The sequence below is a fragment of the Atopobium minutum 10063974 genome, from assembly GCF_000364325.1.
Taxonomy (GTDB): domain Bacteria; phylum Actinomycetota; class Coriobacteriia; order Coriobacteriales; family Atopobiaceae; genus Atopobium; species Atopobium minutum.
This window is the reverse complement of sequence record NZ_KB822533.1, coordinates 123,582-142,364: the sequence shown is the minus strand read 5'-3', so window position 1 is coordinate 142,364 and position 18,783 is coordinate 123,582. Positions and strand designations below refer to the sequence as shown.

The window sequence follows — 18,783 nt, the reverse complement described above, 5'->3', positions numbered from 1 at the left end:
ACTCTAGCTTAGGTAAACCTGGGCTCTATCAGTAGTTTATTGGGGTTTAAAAACCGTCAACATTCATAAACTCAAATGAGCTGGACCAACAGGCTCATAAGTTCCATCGTAAAAGATGAAATCGCGTGCAATAAAAGTGCATGCTCATGTAGCTTACATCCTTTTGAAAGGAGGTTGCACAATGGAGAAGAAAAAATTCAGTTTCTTGAGCGTGATTCTTTCTGTGATCTGCGTTGTGTTTGTAGCGGAAGCTGCAGCACCGGCAGCAGCCATTGGCAACGCACAGTTCTTCTGGTGGATCTTTTTGATCATCACCTTTTTGCTTCCCTACGGTATGGTTGTTGCTGAGCTCGGCACTACCTATGATTCCGATGGTGGTCTGTACGACTGGATTCGTGAGGCCTTTGGTGACAAGTGGGGCGCCCGTGTCGCTTGGTATTACTGGATTAACTATCCTTTATGGATTGCTTCTTGTGCAACGCTGTTTCCGGACATCCTTGGCATGGTTTTTGGTATTGAGTTTACTATGGTTGCTAAGATGGCTATTGAGCTGGCCTTTGTCTGGGTCGTTGTCATTATGTCGTTCTCAAAGGTGTCTGACTCCGAGTGGATCCTAAACGGTGGCGCCATTATTAAAGTAGCCATTGCAGTTATTGTTGGTGCTCTTGGGATTTGGTATGCAACGCAAAACGGCTTTGCTTCCAATATGTCCGCACGAACCTTCCTTCCTAGCTTTGATGGCTCTGCGCTTACCAATTTGTCCATCATTCTCTTTAATTTTATGGGCTTTGAAGTGGTGTGCACCTTTGCCTCTGATATGGAGCATCCCGAGAAAGACATTCCAAAGGCAATCATTCTGGGCGGTCTAGCAATTGCAGCCATTTACCTCTTTGCATCCTTTGGTATTGGCGCGGCTATTCCTGCGGACGCAATCGATCCTGACTTTGGCATGATTGTTGCCGTTCAGACTATGGTTGGCAGCTCACCAATTTTTGGCATCATTTCTATTGCCTTTTTGCTTACGCTTTTTGCCAATATGGCTTCTTGGTCCTTTGGTGTGAACTTTGTTGCAGATTATGCAGCAAAACACGGCAATATGCCTCAGGTCTTTGCACGGGAGAGTACAAAGACCGAGATGCCCAACGGTGCTGCTATCGTAGACGGAGTGGTGGCTTCTTTAGCCCTGTGTCTGCAGCTCATTCCCAATGAGACCATCTCAAACAATATCTTCTGGATGCTTTTCTCGATGAACGTGGTGTTTTTGCTCATCAGCTACATCCCCATGTTCCCAGCCTTCCTCAAGCTGCGTAAAGTTGATCCGGGTCGCGAGCGCGTGTTTAAATTCCCCTTTAAGGGTGCCATGCAGATGGTGGCCTTGGTTGTCCCTGCAATCGAGCTGGTGCTTTGCATTATTGCAACCATTGTTCTTCCTGGCTTTGAGGGTGACTGGAGCTTCTTCATTGGTACTGTTGTATTTATTTTGCTTGGTGAGGTAGTCCGGATATGGTCTGCTCGTGGCCGCAAGGTGGAATATGCGGGCCTTACTCCCGAACTTGCCGCTCAACGCCTTGCCGATGAAGGCCTTGAAGGAAAGACCGACAATTCCGTCGATACAGCTGTTGATAAGCCCGGGGAATAAAGAGTAAATGCCCTCTATCCATTATTAATATTAATGATGGATAGAGGGGTGCCAAAATTGCGGGGCATCAGAGCTTATGAGGGAGTTTAGGTTAGGTATAGCTACCGCTGATATTTAAACACCAAGGATAAACTCGCTTTTTTGTTGCAAGTGGTTAAGGTTGAAGGTGTAAGAATGCAGCACCGCCAGCTACTTGGCTGTCCAGTAAAGCAATTGAGCAATTCAGTAAAGGAGAGTGTCTCATGGCAATGCCTAAGGATTTTATCGATACCAATGATTTTACTAAGGAAGAGATTCTAGCCATTGAAGATCTTGCCATTGCAATGAAGAAGGCCATCAAGGTTGATGGATATTATCCTCATCTTCTTCGTAACAAGTCTCTTGGCATGATTTTCCAACAGGTATCTACCCGCACCCGTCTTTCTTTTGAGACTGCTATGACCGACCTCGGTGGCCATGCGCAGTTCTATGGCCCTGGCACCATTCAGCTTGGCGGCCACGAATCTTTGGGGGATACCGCTCGCGTTATGGGCTCCTTGCTCGACATCATGATGGCTCGCGTTAATCGTCACAAGGATGTAGCGGGTCTTGCTCAGGGCTCCGCGGTTCCCGTCATCAATGGCATGTCCGAGTTCAACCACCCCACGCAGGAGATGGGCGACCTCATGACGATGCTCGAGAACCTGCCCGAGGGCAAGAAGATCGAGGACTGCACCCTCGCCTTCATTGGTGACGCAACCCAGGTCTGCGTCTCCCTCATGTTCATCGCTTCCAAGGTCGGCATGAAGTTCGTCCAGTTCGGACCTAAGGGTCACCAGGTGTGCGACGGTGGTTTGCACGTGGGCACCAAGGAGGAGCGTGCGGCGTTTGGCCGCCAGCTCATGGAGATTGGCGAGAAAAACTGCAAGGAGTCTGGCGGCACCATTGTTATCTCTGACGACATTGAGTGCATCAAGGGCGCAGACTTTATCTACACCGACGTGTGGTATGGCCTGTACGATGAGGAGGAGTCTGGCGAGAACTACATGGATGTTTTCTATCCTAAGTACCAGGTAACCATGGACATGATGAACTATGCTGGCCCCAACTCAAAATTCATGCACTGCCTGCCCGCCACTCGCAACGAGGAAGTAACCGACGAGGTTATGGATAGTCCCGAGCGCTCCCTGTGCTGGGATGAGGCTGAAAATCGTAAGCACTCCATCCGCGCTCTTCTCGCCACACTGGGTAAGCGCACTCCCCTCAACGACGAGGATGTTGAGTATTCCGCTAAGGCAGAGCTCCACGCTGCTCTCGATAAAATCAACGAGCTTCAGGCATAACGTAACGGCTTAACAAGGAGGTTTTGTATGCGTACTATTACCGAATCCGAGTCCACCCCTAAGGCAGATGGCTTTTTTATGCCCGCAGAGTTTGCTCCGCAAGACCGCGTTTGGATGGGCTGGCCTCATCGCACTGACACCTGGGCGCACGGTGCAAAGCCTGCCCAAGAGCAATATGCAAATGTGGCGCGCGCCATCGCGGAGTTTACCCCTGTTGTCATGTGCACCAACCAGGCAGATTATGCAAACTGCAAGGCCGTGTTTGAGGATGATGAGAACGTAACGGTTCTGGAGATGACCACCGATGACGCTTGGTTCCGCGACACCGGCGCAACGTACGTAATCAACGGCAAGGGCGAGAAGCGCGCCAACCATTGGCACTTTAACGCTTACGGCGGCATGGTTGATGGACTGTATTTCCCCTGGGACAAGGACGAGCAAATCGCTTTGAAGATGGCAGAGTTTTCTGGCGTTCGCAGGTATCGTCCTGACGACCTGATTCTTGAGGGCGGTTCCATTACCGTTGATGGCGAGGGCACTGTCATTGTTACCGATCAGTGCCTGCTATCGCCTGGCCGCACTGCTTCGGCAGTTCGCGTGGATGAACCTAATGCGGGCATTTGGCCGAGCTTTGCCCTTAAATACCAGCCTTGGAGTGAGGAGCTTCGTGAGTACATGACCGAGCACCTTAAGGAGTACTTGGGTGTCGAGAAGGTTATCTGGGTTAAAGAGGGTATTGATCCAGAGGAGACCAACGGTCACATTGATGATGTTGCTACCTTTGTTGCACCGGGTGTAGTGACGGTTATTTGGACTGACGATCCTGACTATCCGTTCTATAACCAGTGCCATGCAGCGTATGAAACCCTCTCCAACGCAACTGATGCAAAGGGCCGCAAGCTCAAGGTATACAAGCTTCCCATGCCCGTGAACCCCCTGTTTATGAGCCAAGAAGCCTGTGATTCTATCGATATTGATGAGAACGCAGAGCCCCGTGTTCCCGATGAGCCCCTCATTGCGTCATACATGAATTACCTAGTAACCAACAAGGGTGTTATCACTCCTCAGTATGGCGATAAGAACGACGCACTTGCCCTTGAGACCCTTCAGAAGATATACGATGAAACCTGGGGCGAGGGTGAGTACACGGTAGTAGGCGTCCAGTCTGAGCAGGTAGTGTACGGTGGAGGCAATATCCACTGCATCACTCAGCAGGAGCCTTCCGCTTAAGTGAACATGCGCTAAAGTAGGCCTTTCGCCTCAGAAGAACGCGCTTATGATAAGGGTCCTTCGCGTGCATGCGTTGGACCCTTTTGTTATAGCAAGATTGTCGTGCTGGTAATCCTACGCTGACGGGCTGCCATATCAACGGGTTTCCGACCAGCAACCCTACACCAACATGCCTCTACGCCAGCACGCCCCTACGCCAGCAGGTCGCCATAGAGAAAACTCGCCCAGCCAGGATCATTGGGGTCAGGGTTTTCTTGGATGCGCTGCATGCCTCGGTGCTCATAGAAATGCCAGTTAGAAGACGTATCGGTCGTTAAGAAAAATCCTGGAGCGCCAGCTTCCTTAAAGAGCTTGAGCATACCGTCTATGAGCCTGCCGCCAACACCCTTGCCGTGAAGGGCGGGCTCCAGCATTAAGAGATTCAGTTCTGCTTGCGCATAGGGATTGTCGGGGTTATTGGCGATAAAATCGTCGGCTATTTTATGCTCACGCAAATCGCCAAAAAGATTTCCTTCAAGCCTACGGCTCTGGGTTTGTTCAACGCGGGTGTTGCCCTTCTCTATCAACTCTTCTAAGCGTGGTCTCCATTTTTCAACAAAGGTTTGTTTGCCATGGGGACTCAGTCCACCAAGGCAAACGCCTACAACTACACCGTCTTTCTCGGCAACGTAGCCAAGGGGCGAGCGCAGCAAAGAACCAGCTAAGCTAAGGGAGCCACACAAAATTTTGTCATCAGGAAGTTCAACAGTCTTCGTCCAAATGTGGGTGTACAGAGTGGCAACATCCATAAAGTCATGGTCTTCAAACATACGGAACGTAATGCCCAGATCGTCGATTGGCTCACCCATGATTGCTCCTTTGTAGTTACAGACCGCATCTCTTAAGCAGTCAAAAAATATTACTTATTTCATTGTAACTACAAGCCGTCAAAAAGCGCTCTGATTATCTGTAGGCGGGCAGTAAAGCTGTGCTAGGCGGTCTTTTATTTTTGTATCAGCACACATACTGTGCGGCGCCTCACGTGCCAAACCGTTCGCCTGATATAACATACGTCTATCGAATATCGCCCTGCGGTCAGAGCAGTGAAGTTTTCTTGTCGATACCATATGGTTTGCATGTATTTGTTTCTGTGTTTTCGTGAAGAAGGAAGGTGAGTTCATGGCATCCCAACAAAACAGGAAGAAAGCTGTAATTGCAGCTCTCGTCCTTAGCTTGGGCTTGGGAACGGTGGCAGCTCCTCCGTTAGCCAACTTTGTTAATCAGCGCGCCTTACTCGCAACGGTTGCTCAGGCCGAAGCGGCAGGGAAGTTTGAACGTACTGATGCGAAGGCAGTTGCAGGTCAAAAGGTGGGCATCTCCATGACGGAGGAGCGCTCCTATAAGGCAACAGTTCCCACAAAGGCTACGAGCGTAGCAGAACTTCAGCAGCAGATTGATGATGGTAAGGTTACCTGGACCCTGTCTCGCGATAAGGGCATTATGCCTGACGAGGTGTACCCCAAACAGTATCTGGGCGGACCTTTGGCAGACTGGAAAACAGTAGCTACTCAGCTAAGTAAGAACAACAAAATTCCCTCTCAGCCCATGTTTAACGACATTACCATGAAGGCAGAAGAGGTAGATGGTATTCCAAGCATCGTTCTTACCTTTAGCAACAAGATGCTTTTTGGTGTTGACGGTCTTGATTTGCGCGCCCGTGCTTTAGTGCGTTCCGCGATGCTTGACTATACCGGCACATTTAAGCTGGCTTGTTCTGTAGACGGCACCGAGCTGTACAGCACCGATGTTGATCTCAGGCCCTACGATGAGTTCCGTACTCAGGATGAGATTTATCAGGAACTCCCCGAGCTTGTAGCACAGGCTAACGCCAATGGTATGTATGCAGAGATCCGTGAGCTGGGCAAGACGGTACAGGGTCGCCCCATTCAGGCTGTCTTTGTAGCTAAGTCTAAGGAAGACTTGGACAACTACCAGGCGCTCAAGCAGCGTATGGAGTCCGAGCCTGCTAAGGTTCAAGAAGAGGTGAAGGCTGGCACGCTTAAGTATAAGGTACCTGTTGTATACAGCAACGTTCATGCAGATGAGATCGTAGCTGTAGACGCAGTCATGCAGTTCATGCGCGACCTTTCCACCGGCAAGCCTCTTGAGTACAAGACCGTAACCGGCCTCACCGATGCTGGTAAGCAGGAGCTTGCCACTGAGATGGACGCAGATGGTAAGGTCTGGTCTGACCTTATTAAGGACAAGGTCACCGGTATTGGTTATTTGCGCGGCGATGGCGGCGGCGGTAGTGTTGATTCTGCAGATCTGACCGAAGAGCAACTTGACAAGTACTACAACAGGGAGACCAGGACCTTTGATCCCTCCAAGCTGTTGGACGACATGTTCTTCGTACTCATTCCTTCCGAGAATGCAGACGCTCGTGCGGTAAACGTCCGCACTAACGCCAATATGTTTGACCTCAACCGCGACAACACCTATCAGACACAGCCCGAAACTCAGGCAATGTCTGGTTTCCTGTCTCAGTGGAACCCTCTGTCCCTGCACGAGGTACACGGTTACTATGAGCAGTATCAGGTAGAGCCCTGCTCTCCTACGCATGACCCCAACAACGAGTATGACCTGTTTATTGATACAGCACTCGAGCAGGGTGAGGCATTCATGGGCGCATCCATCTCCAACAATGCGACCATCAATTCTGTACAGATGCCCATGCGTGACTATCTCGAGAAGAAAAGCGATGGCTCCAAGTATTGGGGCACTCCATTTGACGACATGTCTACGAGCTACACACCTCAGTACGCCATGATGCACGGTACCAATGCCTACACTGTTGAGGCTCCAAACGCAAATGTGGATGCTGTATATGCTCTTGAGTATGGCTTTATCGGCAACGCAGACTTTATCGCTGCTAATAAGGATCGTATGTTCCTCAACCAGCTTGAGCGCTTCCGTCGTGGTATTGAGAACATCGATGCGGACACCATTCGTCCTTACTACGTAAACCAGTATGACGAGGCTGGTGCCGAGGCTGATACCTTCCGTCCTCAGAACAATGAGAACCACAATTTCTTCCCCGAGTATTACGTCATTCCTATGGACACTCAAAGTCAGCAGGATCGTGCTGCTGCAAGCAAGACTATTGCTCTGCTTTTGCACAATGGCGTAAAGATCGACCAGCTTAACAAGGACGTAACCGTTGGCGACAAGACCTATGCTGCCGGTACCGTTATTGTTAATATGCACCAAGCCAAGCGTAATATGGCTAACTGCGTTCTGTACCCCAACCTGGTAATTTCCGATTGGGCTCAGTACACGCTGTATTCCGAGCCAGTAACCAATTTTGCTGAGTTCCGCGGCTTTGATATGGATACCATCCGCAAGGTTGGTGTCTTTGCTGCAGACGCTATGGATCAGATCACCGAGGCTCCCAAGACCGCAACGGTGTATGAGGGCCAGGGTTGCATCTCTATTATTAAGAACAACGGCCTTGACGCCATCAATGCAGTAAACGCTCTGCTTAAGGATGGCAAGAACGTTGGTCTTATCACCGAGGGCGAGCATGCCGGTAGCTATGTGGTAGCAGCTGCTGACCTCAGCACGGTTCAGGACAAGTGGACCTTGGATGTAGTAAGCACCGAGGAAGCTCCTAAGGCTAAGAAACTTAACAATGCTATCAAGGCATATGTTCCCGCTGGTAGTTCTGACTTTGTTACCGATGCAGATGGTAACGAGGTTGGTATGAAGGGCTATCGTAATCGTCTGAGCACCGAGTATGGTTGGGACATCTTTGCTCTCCAGACTCAGATGGGCTTTGAGCTTACTAATAACCTGGACGAGGCTAACGTTATTGTTGGCTCTCAGTATCCTATAAATGCAGATGAGGTAGCCGCCAAGGTTAAGGCTGGCATTCCTTATGTTGCCTATACGCCAGATGCCATGCAGTTCCTCAAGGATTATGACCTTATGCCTGGCTTTGCAGCCGAGCCCGATAATGACTGGTGGGGCTATGACGCCTTTAGTAAGGTTGAGTTCCCCGAGGATGACATCATTACTGCCACCTACAAAAATGAAGGCGACTTCAAGATGTACGGCTATGGTGGTGGCTACATTACCAAGGTTCCTGATGGCGGAAAGGTCCTTATCAAGACCACACAGGATGATCTGCTTGAGGGCTTCATGACCAAGAAGGCTATCGAGAAGTACAAGGGCTCCATCCAGGCTATTGATTATCAGCAAAACGGTATGAACATAGCTGCCTTTGCCAACACTTTGGTAAACAAGGCTCACCAGCAAGACGACTATCGCTACCTTACCGCAGCCATCTACTCCAAGCTTGCCGGCGAGGACTTTGTAGCAGAGAACACCTGCCCTGCCTACAAGATGATCCAGGAGACCGCTGAGGTTAAGCAGGGCGAGACCGCACTGTTTACCTCTGATGCTCCCTCCAATAAGTTCAAAGAGGTCCAGGTAGATGGTAAGGTTGTAGATCCTCAGTTCTACACCGTATCCGGTGATTCCACCGAGGTTACGCTCAGCGCTGACTTTACCAAGACCCTTGCCGAGGGCGAGCACACCATTACTATTGTTTCTACCGATGGCCAGGTAAGCAGCAAGTTTACGGTTGTTAAGGCAGATAATCCTAACAATGGTAATGACCAGCCTGGTGGCAACAATAACCAGCCTGGTAGTGACAAGCCTAATGGCAACAACACCAAGCCTGGTACCAACAAGCCAAGCGCTCAGAATCCCTTAGGAAAACTGCTTCCTAAGACGGGTGATTACGCAACCGTAGCAGTGCCCTTCATAGTGGTTGCTGCAGTTGTAGTGGTTGGAGTTGCCTACTACCTTAAGAAGAAGGGTGGAAAGAAATAAGCGGTGTGATCACGCTTGTTTTAACCCTTGGACTTTAAAGCTTTAAGGCTTTAGCGTATGTAAACCGAGTCAGAGACCATGAGTTTCTGGCTCGGTTTTTGTTGGACACCATACTTAAAAACCGCTTACCGCTGTTAGATAATTTTTCTCGAGCGCTGGTTACAATACAAATACTATGGTTTTGGCGTGGCTGTAAGCTATAGTACCTACGACATATATTTCGTCGTGCTGTGTACCATGAGCTGCATGCTTTAACAGGAGAAAGAGATGGATCAGATGGCAGAACAACTGTTTGAGCTGGGAACTCCAGCAATTGTGTGTCGCTGGCGTTTGTGTTCCTCAACCTTGCCGTTAGAAAATCGTCTGCTCCGCGCTTTAGGTAAACGCAAGATAGCCGGCGCACCCGTATCTCGCAAGCTCCTTGCGTGGGCAAAACAACACCTAGAGTGGACGTTGTACAGCGGCTCTTCTGAGTACCCAGACGGTGTGCTTATGGTGATAATTGACGAGCAGGGCCAGGCAGTTATGACGGTCGGACCTTATGCTGCGCTGGAGTCCAGCAGCCTTGCATCTCTTATCAAGCGCGCACAAATTTCTTATCATGAGGCGCACAAGACCGGGGTTGCACCGGAAACGCTGTGGGTTGTTAAAAATGAGACACTCTATGCAGGAGTGGAACAGGGCACGTTTACCTCAGCCGTTTCTTTACTGGTTGCAGATCTGGCGCGTACGCTAGGCATTCCCGTAGTGTATGACTCAGACCTAGTGGAAAAAGTGGAACATAAACAAATGGCTTTTGACCAGGTATTTTTATGCTCTGATGAGCATGGAGTGATTGCTGCCGATGGCTACGACACAGGCATGGCACAAAAATTTGTACAGAGCTACCATACGCTGCTTGAAAAAGAGCGCAAGAAGATACAGGCGCAGCATGGATCTGTTGGGGCGTAATGATTTATAAAATTGTGGTCGATGCGTTACACTAAATGAGTTGTCTTTGTAAGGAGTCTTATTTTGTCGAATGTAAACAAGACCACGCGCCTTGCACGCATTGGCATGATTGCTGCTGTATATGCAGCTGCCACCAGTATTGCTCTTGTCTTTCTAAGTGGCCTTGCTTGGGGTCCTGTCCAGTTTAGGATTTCGGAAGCACTCGTCGTCTTAGCCTTGTTTACCGCAGATGCCGTTCCCGGCTTAGCGCTGGGCTGTGTTATTGCAAATATTGCCAATATTGTTTTAAGTGGTTCGGGAGCTTTAGGTCTTTTTGATGTGGTGTTCGGATCCCTTGCCACACTTGTGGGCGCGTGGATTACCTGGCGTTTGCGCAAGAGGCCTCGGCTTGCACTGCTTGGCCCCGTGCTGGCAAACGCATTTATTGTCCCAGCCTATTTACCAGTGATTCTTGCAGGTCTCGGGTTTTACACCATTCCCTTTACCTCCATTTCTCTTGAGGGCAGCTATGCATTCATGTACCTCTTTGGGTTTATCGCCATTGGTGTGGGTGAGGCTGTGGTGCTGTATTTGTTAGGCCTACCTTTGGCTACCGTCCTGAGCAAAACCTCTTTTATTAAGAAGATGACGGAAGAAGAGTAATGCGCCGGATTGATGAGCATGGCTACCAAATACTTTTTATACTTGGTAGTGTCTTGGGAATTATTACCATCTTATTTTTATCCTACGCGCTCATTGAGGATATGGATCTGCAGCTTGCCATCATTGTCCTTATCGCAATAAGCTCTATTCTCATTTTGGTGCTGGGTGGCATTTTTTATCCGCAAGAAATACGAACCAATACCACTCGGCAAGTTTTGCATGCTGCATACCACATATCCGAGGTGTTGCAGGACGGTCTTAATTACAACAATGCAAATGCCATCTGCAAAATCATGCTTAAGTATGCGGATGCAGATGCGGTGGTCATTACCAATACTCATACCGTTTTGGGATATGAGGGCAAAATGGCATCCGAGTATCCCCTGGGCACACCCATCCATACCTCTGCAACAAAGGAGGTGTTGCAAACAGGGACCACCACACTCTTCAAGCAAATTACTACCGTGGGCGCTGCGGGCACCCATACAATTCCCGCGGGGATAGTAGGGCCTCTCAAGGTGCGCGATGAAGTCATAGGTGTGGTCAAGTTTTATTATCACAATCCGCGAAGGGCAAATCGTACGCAGTTTGCCCTGGTTAAGGGCTTGTCAAACCTGCTATCCATTCAGTTGTCTGCAGAGGAGCTGGAGCGTCAGGCAGAGCTCACCGCCAAGGCAGAGGTTAAGGCCCTACAGGCTCAGATCAATCCTCATTTTCTCTTTAACATCCTCAATACCATGGCGTCGCTTACGCGAACTAATCCCATGCGCGCTCGAACCCTCTTGCGCGAATTTGCAACGTTTTATCGTCAGACGTTGGAAAATTCAGAGGCTCTTATTTCTATCGAGAAGGAACTCGAGCAAACACGTCGTTACCTCAGCTTTGAGCACGCACGCTTTGGAGAAGACCGCATCATAGAGCGGGAGTATGTAGAGCCTGGTTGTGGACAAATTCAAGTTCCCGCCTTTATCATTCAGCCCATTGTAGAAAATGCCGTGCGGCATGCCATGCGCGATGATGGACCTCTCCACATTGATATTCACATTGCTACAGAAGGCGATGACATCATGATTTCTGTTACGGACGATGGCTTGGGCATGGACGAAGAGGCTGCTTCTCGCTTGGCGGGTGAGCCTGTCAGTCCAGATGCTACCAGCGAGAAGGGCACGGGGATTGCCATGCGTAACGTGCAAGAGCGTATCGAGCATATTTTTGGCGCCGATTCGGGTATAGAGATAATGTCACGCCCAGACGAGGGCACAAGTATTACCATCCGTCTTGCCAATGCGGTGGCAAATAAACTCTAGCTCCTCTGAAATTTGCTAGTATTAGTGTTCTATCGGTTGCGTAATAGTTTTCCTCGTTTTGAGATTGCTAGAACGGAGTAAAGATATGCTTTCTGCGATGATAATTGATGATGAAGCCCCAGCGCGCTCTGAGCTCAGTTATCTGCTTAAAGAGACCGGTCGCGTAGACTATATCGTGGAAGCCTCTAATGCTCGCCAGGCTGTAGAAAAGCTTATGGAGGGCCGTGTAGACGTTTTGTTCATGGATATTTCTATGCCAAAAACAACAGGCATGCAGCTAGCAGAGGCCATGCAAAAGATAAAAAATCCACCGGTCATTGTATTTGTTACCGCGCACAGCGAGTACGCACTGAATGCCTTTAATGTGGACGCCGTGGACTACCTAATGAAGCCGGTGGAGAGCGAGCGCTTATCGCAAGCGCTTAATAAGGTGCAAAAACGTTTGGCTCCTGCTACAGAGGGACATACCGCTATTGAGCGCATCCCTGTCGAGAAGGCCGGGCGTAAGGTGCTTGTTCCTGTGGACACCATTCGCTACATTGAAGCAAAAGATGACTATTCCTGCATTTACACAGATACCGATAGGTATTTGTCCACCACATCGTTGGCGCAGTTGGAAAATAAACTGTCCTCGCATGGCTTCTTCAGAGTGCATCGTGGCTACATCGTTAACTTGGAGTATATTGAGGATGTAGCGGGTGTTTCTAGCGGTAACTTACAGCTGGGCCTGAGCGGGATTACGGATAAAAAAATCTCTGTTTCTCGCCGTCGTGTTGTTCAGCTTAAGCGTACGCTGGGCATCTAACTACGGCTCAGCGTTACTCATGCGTCATTTATAGCAGAGTGTTTGTACTAGGGGCATATCATGGCTAAAAATGAGATTTCTGTTGGCATTGTGAGCGATACTCACGGGATGCTATCCGATTGTCTGCTGGCAGAGCTTGCAAGCAATGACTACATTGTGCATGCAGGGGATATTTGTTCGACAAGAGATTACGATAGCTTGTGCAAACTTGCCCCGGTGTATGCCTGTCTTGGGAATAATGATGGGTCTTATTTGTATGGCCCTCAAGTTGGCAAGGTTACCCGTTTTGTATTGGGAGGCCTGCGCTGGCAGGTTTGCCACTATCATGAGATGCTGGATCTGGACAGCTGCGATATTGCAATCTGTGGCCATACGCATAGGCCGTTTGTGGAAAACGAGAAGCCCCAGGTATTGGTCATGAATCCTGGTAGTCCTAGCTATCCTCGCACCATGATGGGACCAACCTGCGGAAAGATTGTTGTGGCGGAAAAGAAGATTATTTCTGCCGAGATCATTCTTTTAGATTAAAGAGATGAAAAACCTCCTGGTTAAACCAGGAGGTTTTGCTTACGGGATAGCGTTTGCACAAGACACAATTAGAGATTCTCGCTAATCTCTTTAATGAGGGAAGCTTTGGGCATGTTGCCTACCATGGTATGCACAGGCTGGCCATTTTTAAACAAAATCAAGGTCGGGATAGACACGATGTGAAACTTAGTGGCCAGATCTGCCTCGTCGTCCACGTTACACTTACAGACAACAATCTTGTCTGCCATCTCGTCCGCAACTTCCTCAACAACGGGACCCAATGCGCGACAAGGACCACACCAGGTTGCCCAAAAGTCTACGAGCACGGGTTTATCGCTGTTAACTACCAAAGCGTCAAAGGTAGAGCTGGTTACTTTCTCAGAAGCCATTGTTCCTCCCATTCGATACGGGCAGCTTGCCCGTAAATTATTTAGCTGAGGTTTTTGTACCCAGCCCGCCACAATTATGACGCGCGGTACAATTTGTTTTAATCAATTTATGATTGGAATGTGGTGGAACGCATGGCACATGACCGACAAACCCGTCGCGCGGCCTATCTTTCTAAGGCACAGGATGAATTTACAGCTCTTGCGGTGCGCGGTGTGTATATGGCTGGTAACGCTGCGGCATCCGTCGTATTACTCAAGGGCCTGCTGAGCGCCGAGGACACAACCCAGCTGTTTTCTGGTCCCGATGGAGTTGCCCTGCGTGCAGCACTTGAACGCTTGGGCTATGCGCCCCAAGCCTGGGGTGGCCTGTCCAGCTGTACAGTAGGTGGTACACCCCTCAGCCCCGCCATCCTGCGAGAAGCGTTGTGCGCATTTGATCCCGATACCATTATTGTATGTGATGAGGCAGCGGCCCAGGTTTTGCGCGAGGCCTATGCAGATGAATTAGCAGCCCTGCCAGATATAACGCATGCTATGCTCGATAAAGGCGTCCTGGTTATGTTGTTGGGCATGCGCGTGCTTAACCTCGGAGGATTTGAAGCCTCGCTGTCAGATAAAGCATCTAAGCTCAAAATGTGGCATGCTCTTAAGCAGCTTCCTGCTTTGGGAGAGCCGTTTTAATGTCGTGGATCCTTCAGTGAAAGGAAAATCATATGTCAGACATCAGCACAGCAATCAACAAGCCCATAGATGTAACACAAACAGATGCATGGGCTTTACTACAAACGCATTATGATACGGACTTTAACCAGCCTGATCTGCTCAAGACTTGGTTTAATCAGGATCCTCATCGCGTGGAGAAGCTAAGCTTTGATGTGAATGATTTGCGTTTTGATCTCTCTAAAAACTTGCTTGTTGCGCGTACGGTTGAGCTGTTGTGCCAGCTTGGTCGCGAGGTCCACTTAGAGGAGCGTCGCGATGCCATGTTTGCTGGTAAGCATATCAACACCACCGAGGACCGAGCCGTTTTGCACACCGCTTTGCGTCGCCCGGCCCAGCAGGCTGGCACGCTTATGGTGGATGGGCAGGATGTTGTAGCAGATGTCCATGAGGTGCTAAAGCGCATGTATGCCTTTGCCCATAAGGTGCGCAGCGGCGAGTGGACAGGTGTTACCGGCAAGCGTATCAAAACGGTGGTTTCCATTGGCATTGGTGGCTCTGACCTGGGACCCTATATGATGTACGAGGCCCTCAAACCCTATGCCGACGCAGGAATTACCTGCCGCTTTGTCTCCAATATTGATCCAACTGATCTTGCCGAGAAAACCGCTGATCTTGATCCAGAGACCACGCTGGTCATTGTGGTTTCCAAAACCTTTACTACCCTAGAGACGCTTACGAATGCTCGCGGCGCAAGGACCTGGTTGTTGGAGTCGTTGCGTGCAGCGGGTAGTATTGATAATTCAGACCAGGCAGCTGCAAACGCTATCGAGCGTCACTTTGTTGCCGTTTCTACCAATCTGGAACTGGTACGTGAGTTTGGCATCAACCCAGACAATGCCTTTGGGTTTTGGAATTGGGTAGGAGGTCGCTATTCTGTGGACTCCGCAGTTGGCCTGGCGCTTATTGTGGCGTTTGGCGAGCAGCGCTTCCAGGAGCTTCTCGAGGGCTTCCATGATATGGATACCTACTTTGCTACCACGCCTCTGGAGAAGAATGTCGTGGCGCTTATGGGCTTGCTTAACGTATGGTATGTCAACTTCTTTGGCATGAGCTCGCATGCAGTGCTGCCCTATGACCAGTATCTCCACCGTTTCCCAGCATATTTGCAGCAACTTACCATGGAGTCTAATGGCAAATCTGTTCGTTGGGATGGCACGGCTACCACTACCGATACGGGCGAGATCTTTTGGGGAGAGCCCGGCACCAATGGTCAGCATGCGTTTTATCAGCTGATTCATCAGGGAACTCGTAAAATCCCCTGCGATTTTATCGCCTTTGTTAACCCTGTCCATCCCACTCGTGATGGTCAGCAGGATGTCCATGAGCTGTTCTTAGGAAACTTCTTGGCACAAACCAAGGCGCTGGCATTTGGCAAGACAGCGGATGAGGTGCGCGCGGAAGGTACGCCAGAATGGATGGTTCCCGCTCGCGTATTTAGTGGCGATAGGCCAACCACCTCTATCTTTGGTAGTGCGCTTACTCCACATGCCCTTGGTGAGCTGGTTGCTTTGTATGAGCACATCACCTTTGTTGAGGGAACGGTTTGGGGCTTGGACTCCTACGATCAGTGGGGCGTAGAGCTAGGCAAACAGCTGGCAAAGCAGATCACTCCTGCCTTCCATGATGATGAAGCACTGGCGCAGCAGGACGCATCGACGCGCTCGCTCATAGCGTTTTATCGCGATAAGCGCCGGTAGCTTGCCGGTAGCTTTTAGTGCCGTGATATCTTGCGTCCAACATAGGCGATAAAGTCTTCGTCACTGAGTGGCTTGTTGTCCATGCCTGTGATGGAACCTCGTAAAAAGATGGCATCTTCAGTTGCCTCGCGGTCTGCAAGAGCGTTTGCATACGTATCACGATGCCAAAAATCAAAGGGGCTGCCCAGATCAAAGTGGGTGATAAGCACAATAAGGTGCTTGGTTACCAAAATGCGGTCAAACTTTTTGTATGACTGGTTCAAGACTTCAAAGCTGCCGTCTTTGGTTAGGTAGCTCATCTCAACCTGGTTGGGACCTGCATGGCTGCGTAGCGTGCAGGTCCAAGGACGGGGCGCATCGCTGTCTACACCATGGCGCACAAAAAAGCGTGTATAGGTTTTGCGCCACAATCTGCGTGGCCAAAAAATGGTAGCGCCCGTAAGAGCTTCTGCAATACCAAGTACCAAAGCCAGGCCAACCACTATGCCAAAGATCCAGCCCATAAGGTTAAAATTAAAGTTAAAGAGGATGCCCGCCCAGAACCAAATGCCAAAGAGTAGACCATCACCAATACTAAAAATAAGGGCGTCACGGCGGTTAAGCGGGCGATCTTTGCCCGCAAAGTACTCCTCAAAGAGTTTCTCGTCAAAGGTAAGGGTACTGGTAATGCGTGGCTGCGCCATAGTTCCTCATTTCTTAATTGGGCACCAAGCTGAGCAGGGCAAAGAATGCCTCATTCAGCTAATTATTCAGACCTACTCAACGATAAGGTCCTCCATGGTAAAGGTAGTGCAGTTTACATAGCCTCGGTTGGTAAGGCGCAACTCGGGGATGCAAGCAAGTGACATGATGCCCATGGTCATGAAGGGGGAGGGCATGGTGTTGCCCATCTCCACCCAGGCTTGCTCAATCTTTTCTACCTGAGCAGCAACCTGCTCTGCGCTTAGGGTACTCATAAGGCCGCACACGGGAAGCTCAACCAAGGCCAATACCTTGCCATCTGCAACAGCAACTTCACCGCCGCCGCATTCAGCAAGGGTACGAGCGGCAAGCGCCATGTCCTCATCGTTATCACCCATGACCAGCAAATTATGCGCGTCATGTGCAACGGTTTGAGCAAGCGCGCCGTGGATGCCAAAGCCGTGAACAAAGCCAAACGCATGGGTGCCTTCTGCTCCATGGTGGCGGTCAAATACGCATAGTTTAAGCAGGTCAGAAGCCTTATCTGCGCACAGTGCACCATCCACTACAGGTACCGTAGCCGTGGTATCTTTGGTGATGACCTGTCCGGCGTCAACGCTAATGGTGCGCACCTTACAGCTGCTCGGGCTGCTTGCACCCTTTGCGCTTGGCACAGGAATACGGAAGCTTTCTGCCGTGATCTCACGACCAAGGTTCATCGTGTTGGTCATAAACTCAGGCCAAGCAAAAGGCTCAACCTCAAAGCAGGCAGTGCCATTTTGGGCCACGAGTTCACCATCGATGTATACCGCTACAGCCTCAAAGCTCGTAAGGTCACGCATCAAAACAAGATCTGCGCACTTGCCGGGAGTGATGGAGCCCATATCATCTCCGATGCCCAGGTACTCGGCGCAGTTAATGGTGGCCATCTGCAGGGCGGTTATGGGGTCGCATTCCAGCTCGATGGCCTTGCGCAAAATGCGGTCCATATGACCGTCGGAGACCAGCGTGTTGGGGTGGTTATCGTCAGAGCAAAGCAGGCAGTGGCGCAGGTCAATGCCCTTTTCGAGCAAAGCGGGCAAATAGACAGGTAGATTATGCCAAGCAGAGCCATAACGCAGTTGGACCCACATGCCCATGCGCAGCTTAGCCACGACATCGTCAATGGCAATCGACTCATGGCACGAGCTCACACCACAGGCAATGTAGGCAGCTAAACCGCGGTCGGTCTCCGCCACCGGATAGTGGCCAGTAATCCGGCGGTCTGCTTTAAGGGTTTCGCGCACCTCATTAAGAGCATTGCTTTCATTGTTTAGAATACCGGGGAAATTCATCATCTCGCCCAAACCATAGGTTTGGGGCCAGGTCATGGTTTCTGCAATCTGGGCAGCGTTGATGCTGGAGCCGGTGTCCTCAACACCCAGTACCGCTGGCACACAAGAAGGCGTGGTGAGCATGGCTTTAAGCGGTGTGCGAGCAGCGTCTTCCCACATAGATTTGACGCCGTCCAAGCCACGAACATTAGCGGCTTCATGAGGGTCGGCCAGAATAGCCGTGGTGCCATGAGGAATAACAGCACGAGCATACTCAGAAGGGCCAACCATGGAAGACTCAATGTGAATGTGGCTATCAATCAGACCGGGCGTGGCGTAGAGGCCCGTGGCATCTACCACCACGGTTTTCTCGCCAATGCAGTGCTCAGCCGTATGGCCAGCAATGCCAAGGTAGGCAATGCGCCCGCTTGCAATGGCAATATCCGCATCTTGTAGAAGCTCGTGTGTGGTAACGCTGACAAGAGTTGCATGACGAAGTACGGTGTCGGCAGGCTCCTGACCCTGAGCCACTCGTACCAGACGGTCGTTCACTTCCCAAAGGGGCTTTTTACAAAACGTGTTATGCATGACAGACCTTTCTGGCAGGCGTGGACGATACGGAATAAAGCTAGCGTACCCTATAGAGCAAACTTTGGTGTCAACAATTTGTAGCGTACTATT

15 protein-coding genes are annotated in these 18,783 nt (G+C 50.2%); 11 read left to right on the top strand and 4 right to left on the bottom strand.

The window, feature by feature from the left end; genetic code table 11:
* The first annotated feature begins 181 nt into the window (after positions 1–181).
* From HMPREF1091_RS00620 to HMPREF1091_RS00610, 3 genes are all read left to right on the top strand, one after another.
* Positions 182–1,639, top strand: a complete 1,458-nt coding sequence (locus HMPREF1091_RS00620; RefSeq protein WP_002562892.1) for an APC family permease — start codon at positions 182–184, stop codon at positions 1,637–1,639.
* A 242-nt stretch (positions 1,640–1,881) separates the two neighbouring features.
* Positions 1,882–2,961, top strand: coding sequence for a putrescine carbamoyltransferase (gene ptcA, locus HMPREF1091_RS00615; RefSeq protein ID WP_002562891.1), 1,080 nt, complete (start codon positions 1,882–1,884; stop codon positions 2,959–2,961).
* A 27-nt stretch (positions 2,962–2,988) separates the two neighbouring features.
* The gene (locus HMPREF1091_RS00610) at positions 2,989–4,191 is read left to right on the top strand and encodes an agmatine deiminase family protein (RefSeq protein ID WP_002562890.1); all 1,203 of its coding nucleotides are present in this window, start codon (positions 2,989–2,991) and stop codon (positions 4,189–4,191) included.
* A gap of 191 nt (positions 4,192–4,382) precedes the next feature.
* Here HMPREF1091_RS00610 and HMPREF1091_RS00605 read toward each other — a convergent pair whose 3' ends face one another.
* Positions 4,383–5,039, bottom strand: coding sequence for a GNAT family N-acetyltransferase (locus tag HMPREF1091_RS00605; RefSeq protein WP_002562889.1), 657 nt, complete (start codon positions 5,037–5,039; stop codon positions 4,383–4,385).
* Positions 5,040–5,349: 310 nt separating this feature from the next.
* Here HMPREF1091_RS00605 and HMPREF1091_RS00600 point away from each other — a divergent pair, with 310 nt between their 5' ends.
* The 6 genes from HMPREF1091_RS00600 (at position 5,350) to HMPREF1091_RS00575 (ending at position 13,299) form a co-directional block, all read left to right on the top strand.
* Positions 5,350–9,066, top strand: a complete 3,717-nt coding sequence (locus HMPREF1091_RS00600; protein WP_002562888.1) for a M14 family zinc carboxypeptidase — start codon at positions 5,350–5,352, stop codon at positions 9,064–9,066.
* Between the two features lie 267 nt (positions 9,067–9,333).
* Entirely contained in the window at positions 9,334–10,017 is a 684-nt protein-coding gene (locus HMPREF1091_RS00595) for a hypothetical protein (protein WP_002562887.1), read from the top strand.
* Positions 10,018–10,080: 63 nt separating this feature from the next.
* The gene (locus HMPREF1091_RS00590) at positions 10,081–10,659 is read left to right on the top strand and encodes a QueT transporter family protein (protein ID WP_002562886.1); all 579 of its coding nucleotides are present in this window, start codon (positions 10,081–10,083) and stop codon (positions 10,657–10,659) included.
* Positions 10,659–11,966 carry a histidine kinase gene (locus HMPREF1091_RS00585; protein WP_002562885.1) on the top strand — a complete coding sequence of 436 codons (1,308 nt, stop codon included), beginning with the start codon at positions 10,659–10,661 and terminating at the stop codon, positions 11,964–11,966. The genes HMPREF1091_RS00590 and HMPREF1091_RS00585 overlap by 1 nt, the downstream gene beginning before the upstream one ends.
* A gap of 85 nt (positions 11,967–12,051) precedes the next feature.
* A complete protein-coding gene (locus tag HMPREF1091_RS00580; protein WP_002562884.1) occupies positions 12,052–12,771 on the top strand; it encodes a LytR/AlgR family response regulator transcription factor in 720 nt (239 codons plus the stop codon).
* A gap of 60 nt (positions 12,772–12,831) precedes the next feature.
* A complete protein-coding gene (locus tag HMPREF1091_RS00575) occupies positions 12,832–13,299 on the top strand; it encodes a metallophosphoesterase family protein (RefSeq protein ID WP_002562883.1) in 468 nt (155 codons plus the stop codon).
* Between the two features lie 68 nt (positions 13,300–13,367).
* Here HMPREF1091_RS00575 and trxA read toward each other — a convergent pair whose 3' ends face one another.
* Positions 13,368–13,688: a thioredoxin gene (gene trxA, locus HMPREF1091_RS00570; RefSeq protein WP_002562882.1), complete on the bottom strand. Its 321-nt coding sequence runs from the start codon at positions 13,686–13,688 to the stop codon at positions 13,368–13,370.
* A gap of 132 nt (positions 13,689–13,820) precedes the next feature.
* Here trxA and HMPREF1091_RS00565 point away from each other — a divergent pair, with 132 nt between their 5' ends.
* Both HMPREF1091_RS00565 and pgi read left to right on the top strand, forming a co-directional pair.
* Positions 13,821–14,369 (top strand): hypothetical protein, encoded by a 549-nt coding sequence (locus HMPREF1091_RS00565; protein ID WP_002562881.1) that lies wholly within the window; start codon positions 13,821–13,823, stop codon positions 14,367–14,369.
* Between the two features lie 32 nt (positions 14,370–14,401).
* A complete protein-coding gene (gene pgi, locus HMPREF1091_RS00560) occupies positions 14,402–16,108 on the top strand; it encodes a glucose-6-phosphate isomerase (protein ID WP_002562880.1) in 1,707 nt (568 codons plus the stop codon).
* A 14-nt stretch (positions 16,109–16,122) separates the two neighbouring features.
* Here the strand turns inward: pgi and HMPREF1091_RS00555 are convergent, their stop codons facing one another.
* Together HMPREF1091_RS00555 and ade are read right to left on the bottom strand one after the other, a co-directional pair.
* The gene (locus HMPREF1091_RS00555; protein ID WP_002562879.1) at positions 16,123–16,791 is read right to left on the bottom strand and encodes a hypothetical protein; all 669 of its coding nucleotides are present in this window, start codon (positions 16,789–16,791) and stop codon (positions 16,123–16,125) included.
* A 72-nt stretch (positions 16,792–16,863) separates the two neighbouring features.
* Positions 16,864–18,690, bottom strand: a complete 1,827-nt coding sequence (ade, locus tag HMPREF1091_RS00550) for an adenine deaminase (protein WP_002562878.1) — start codon at positions 18,688–18,690, stop codon at positions 16,864–16,866.
* Between the last annotated feature and the right edge of the window lie 93 nt (positions 18,691–18,783).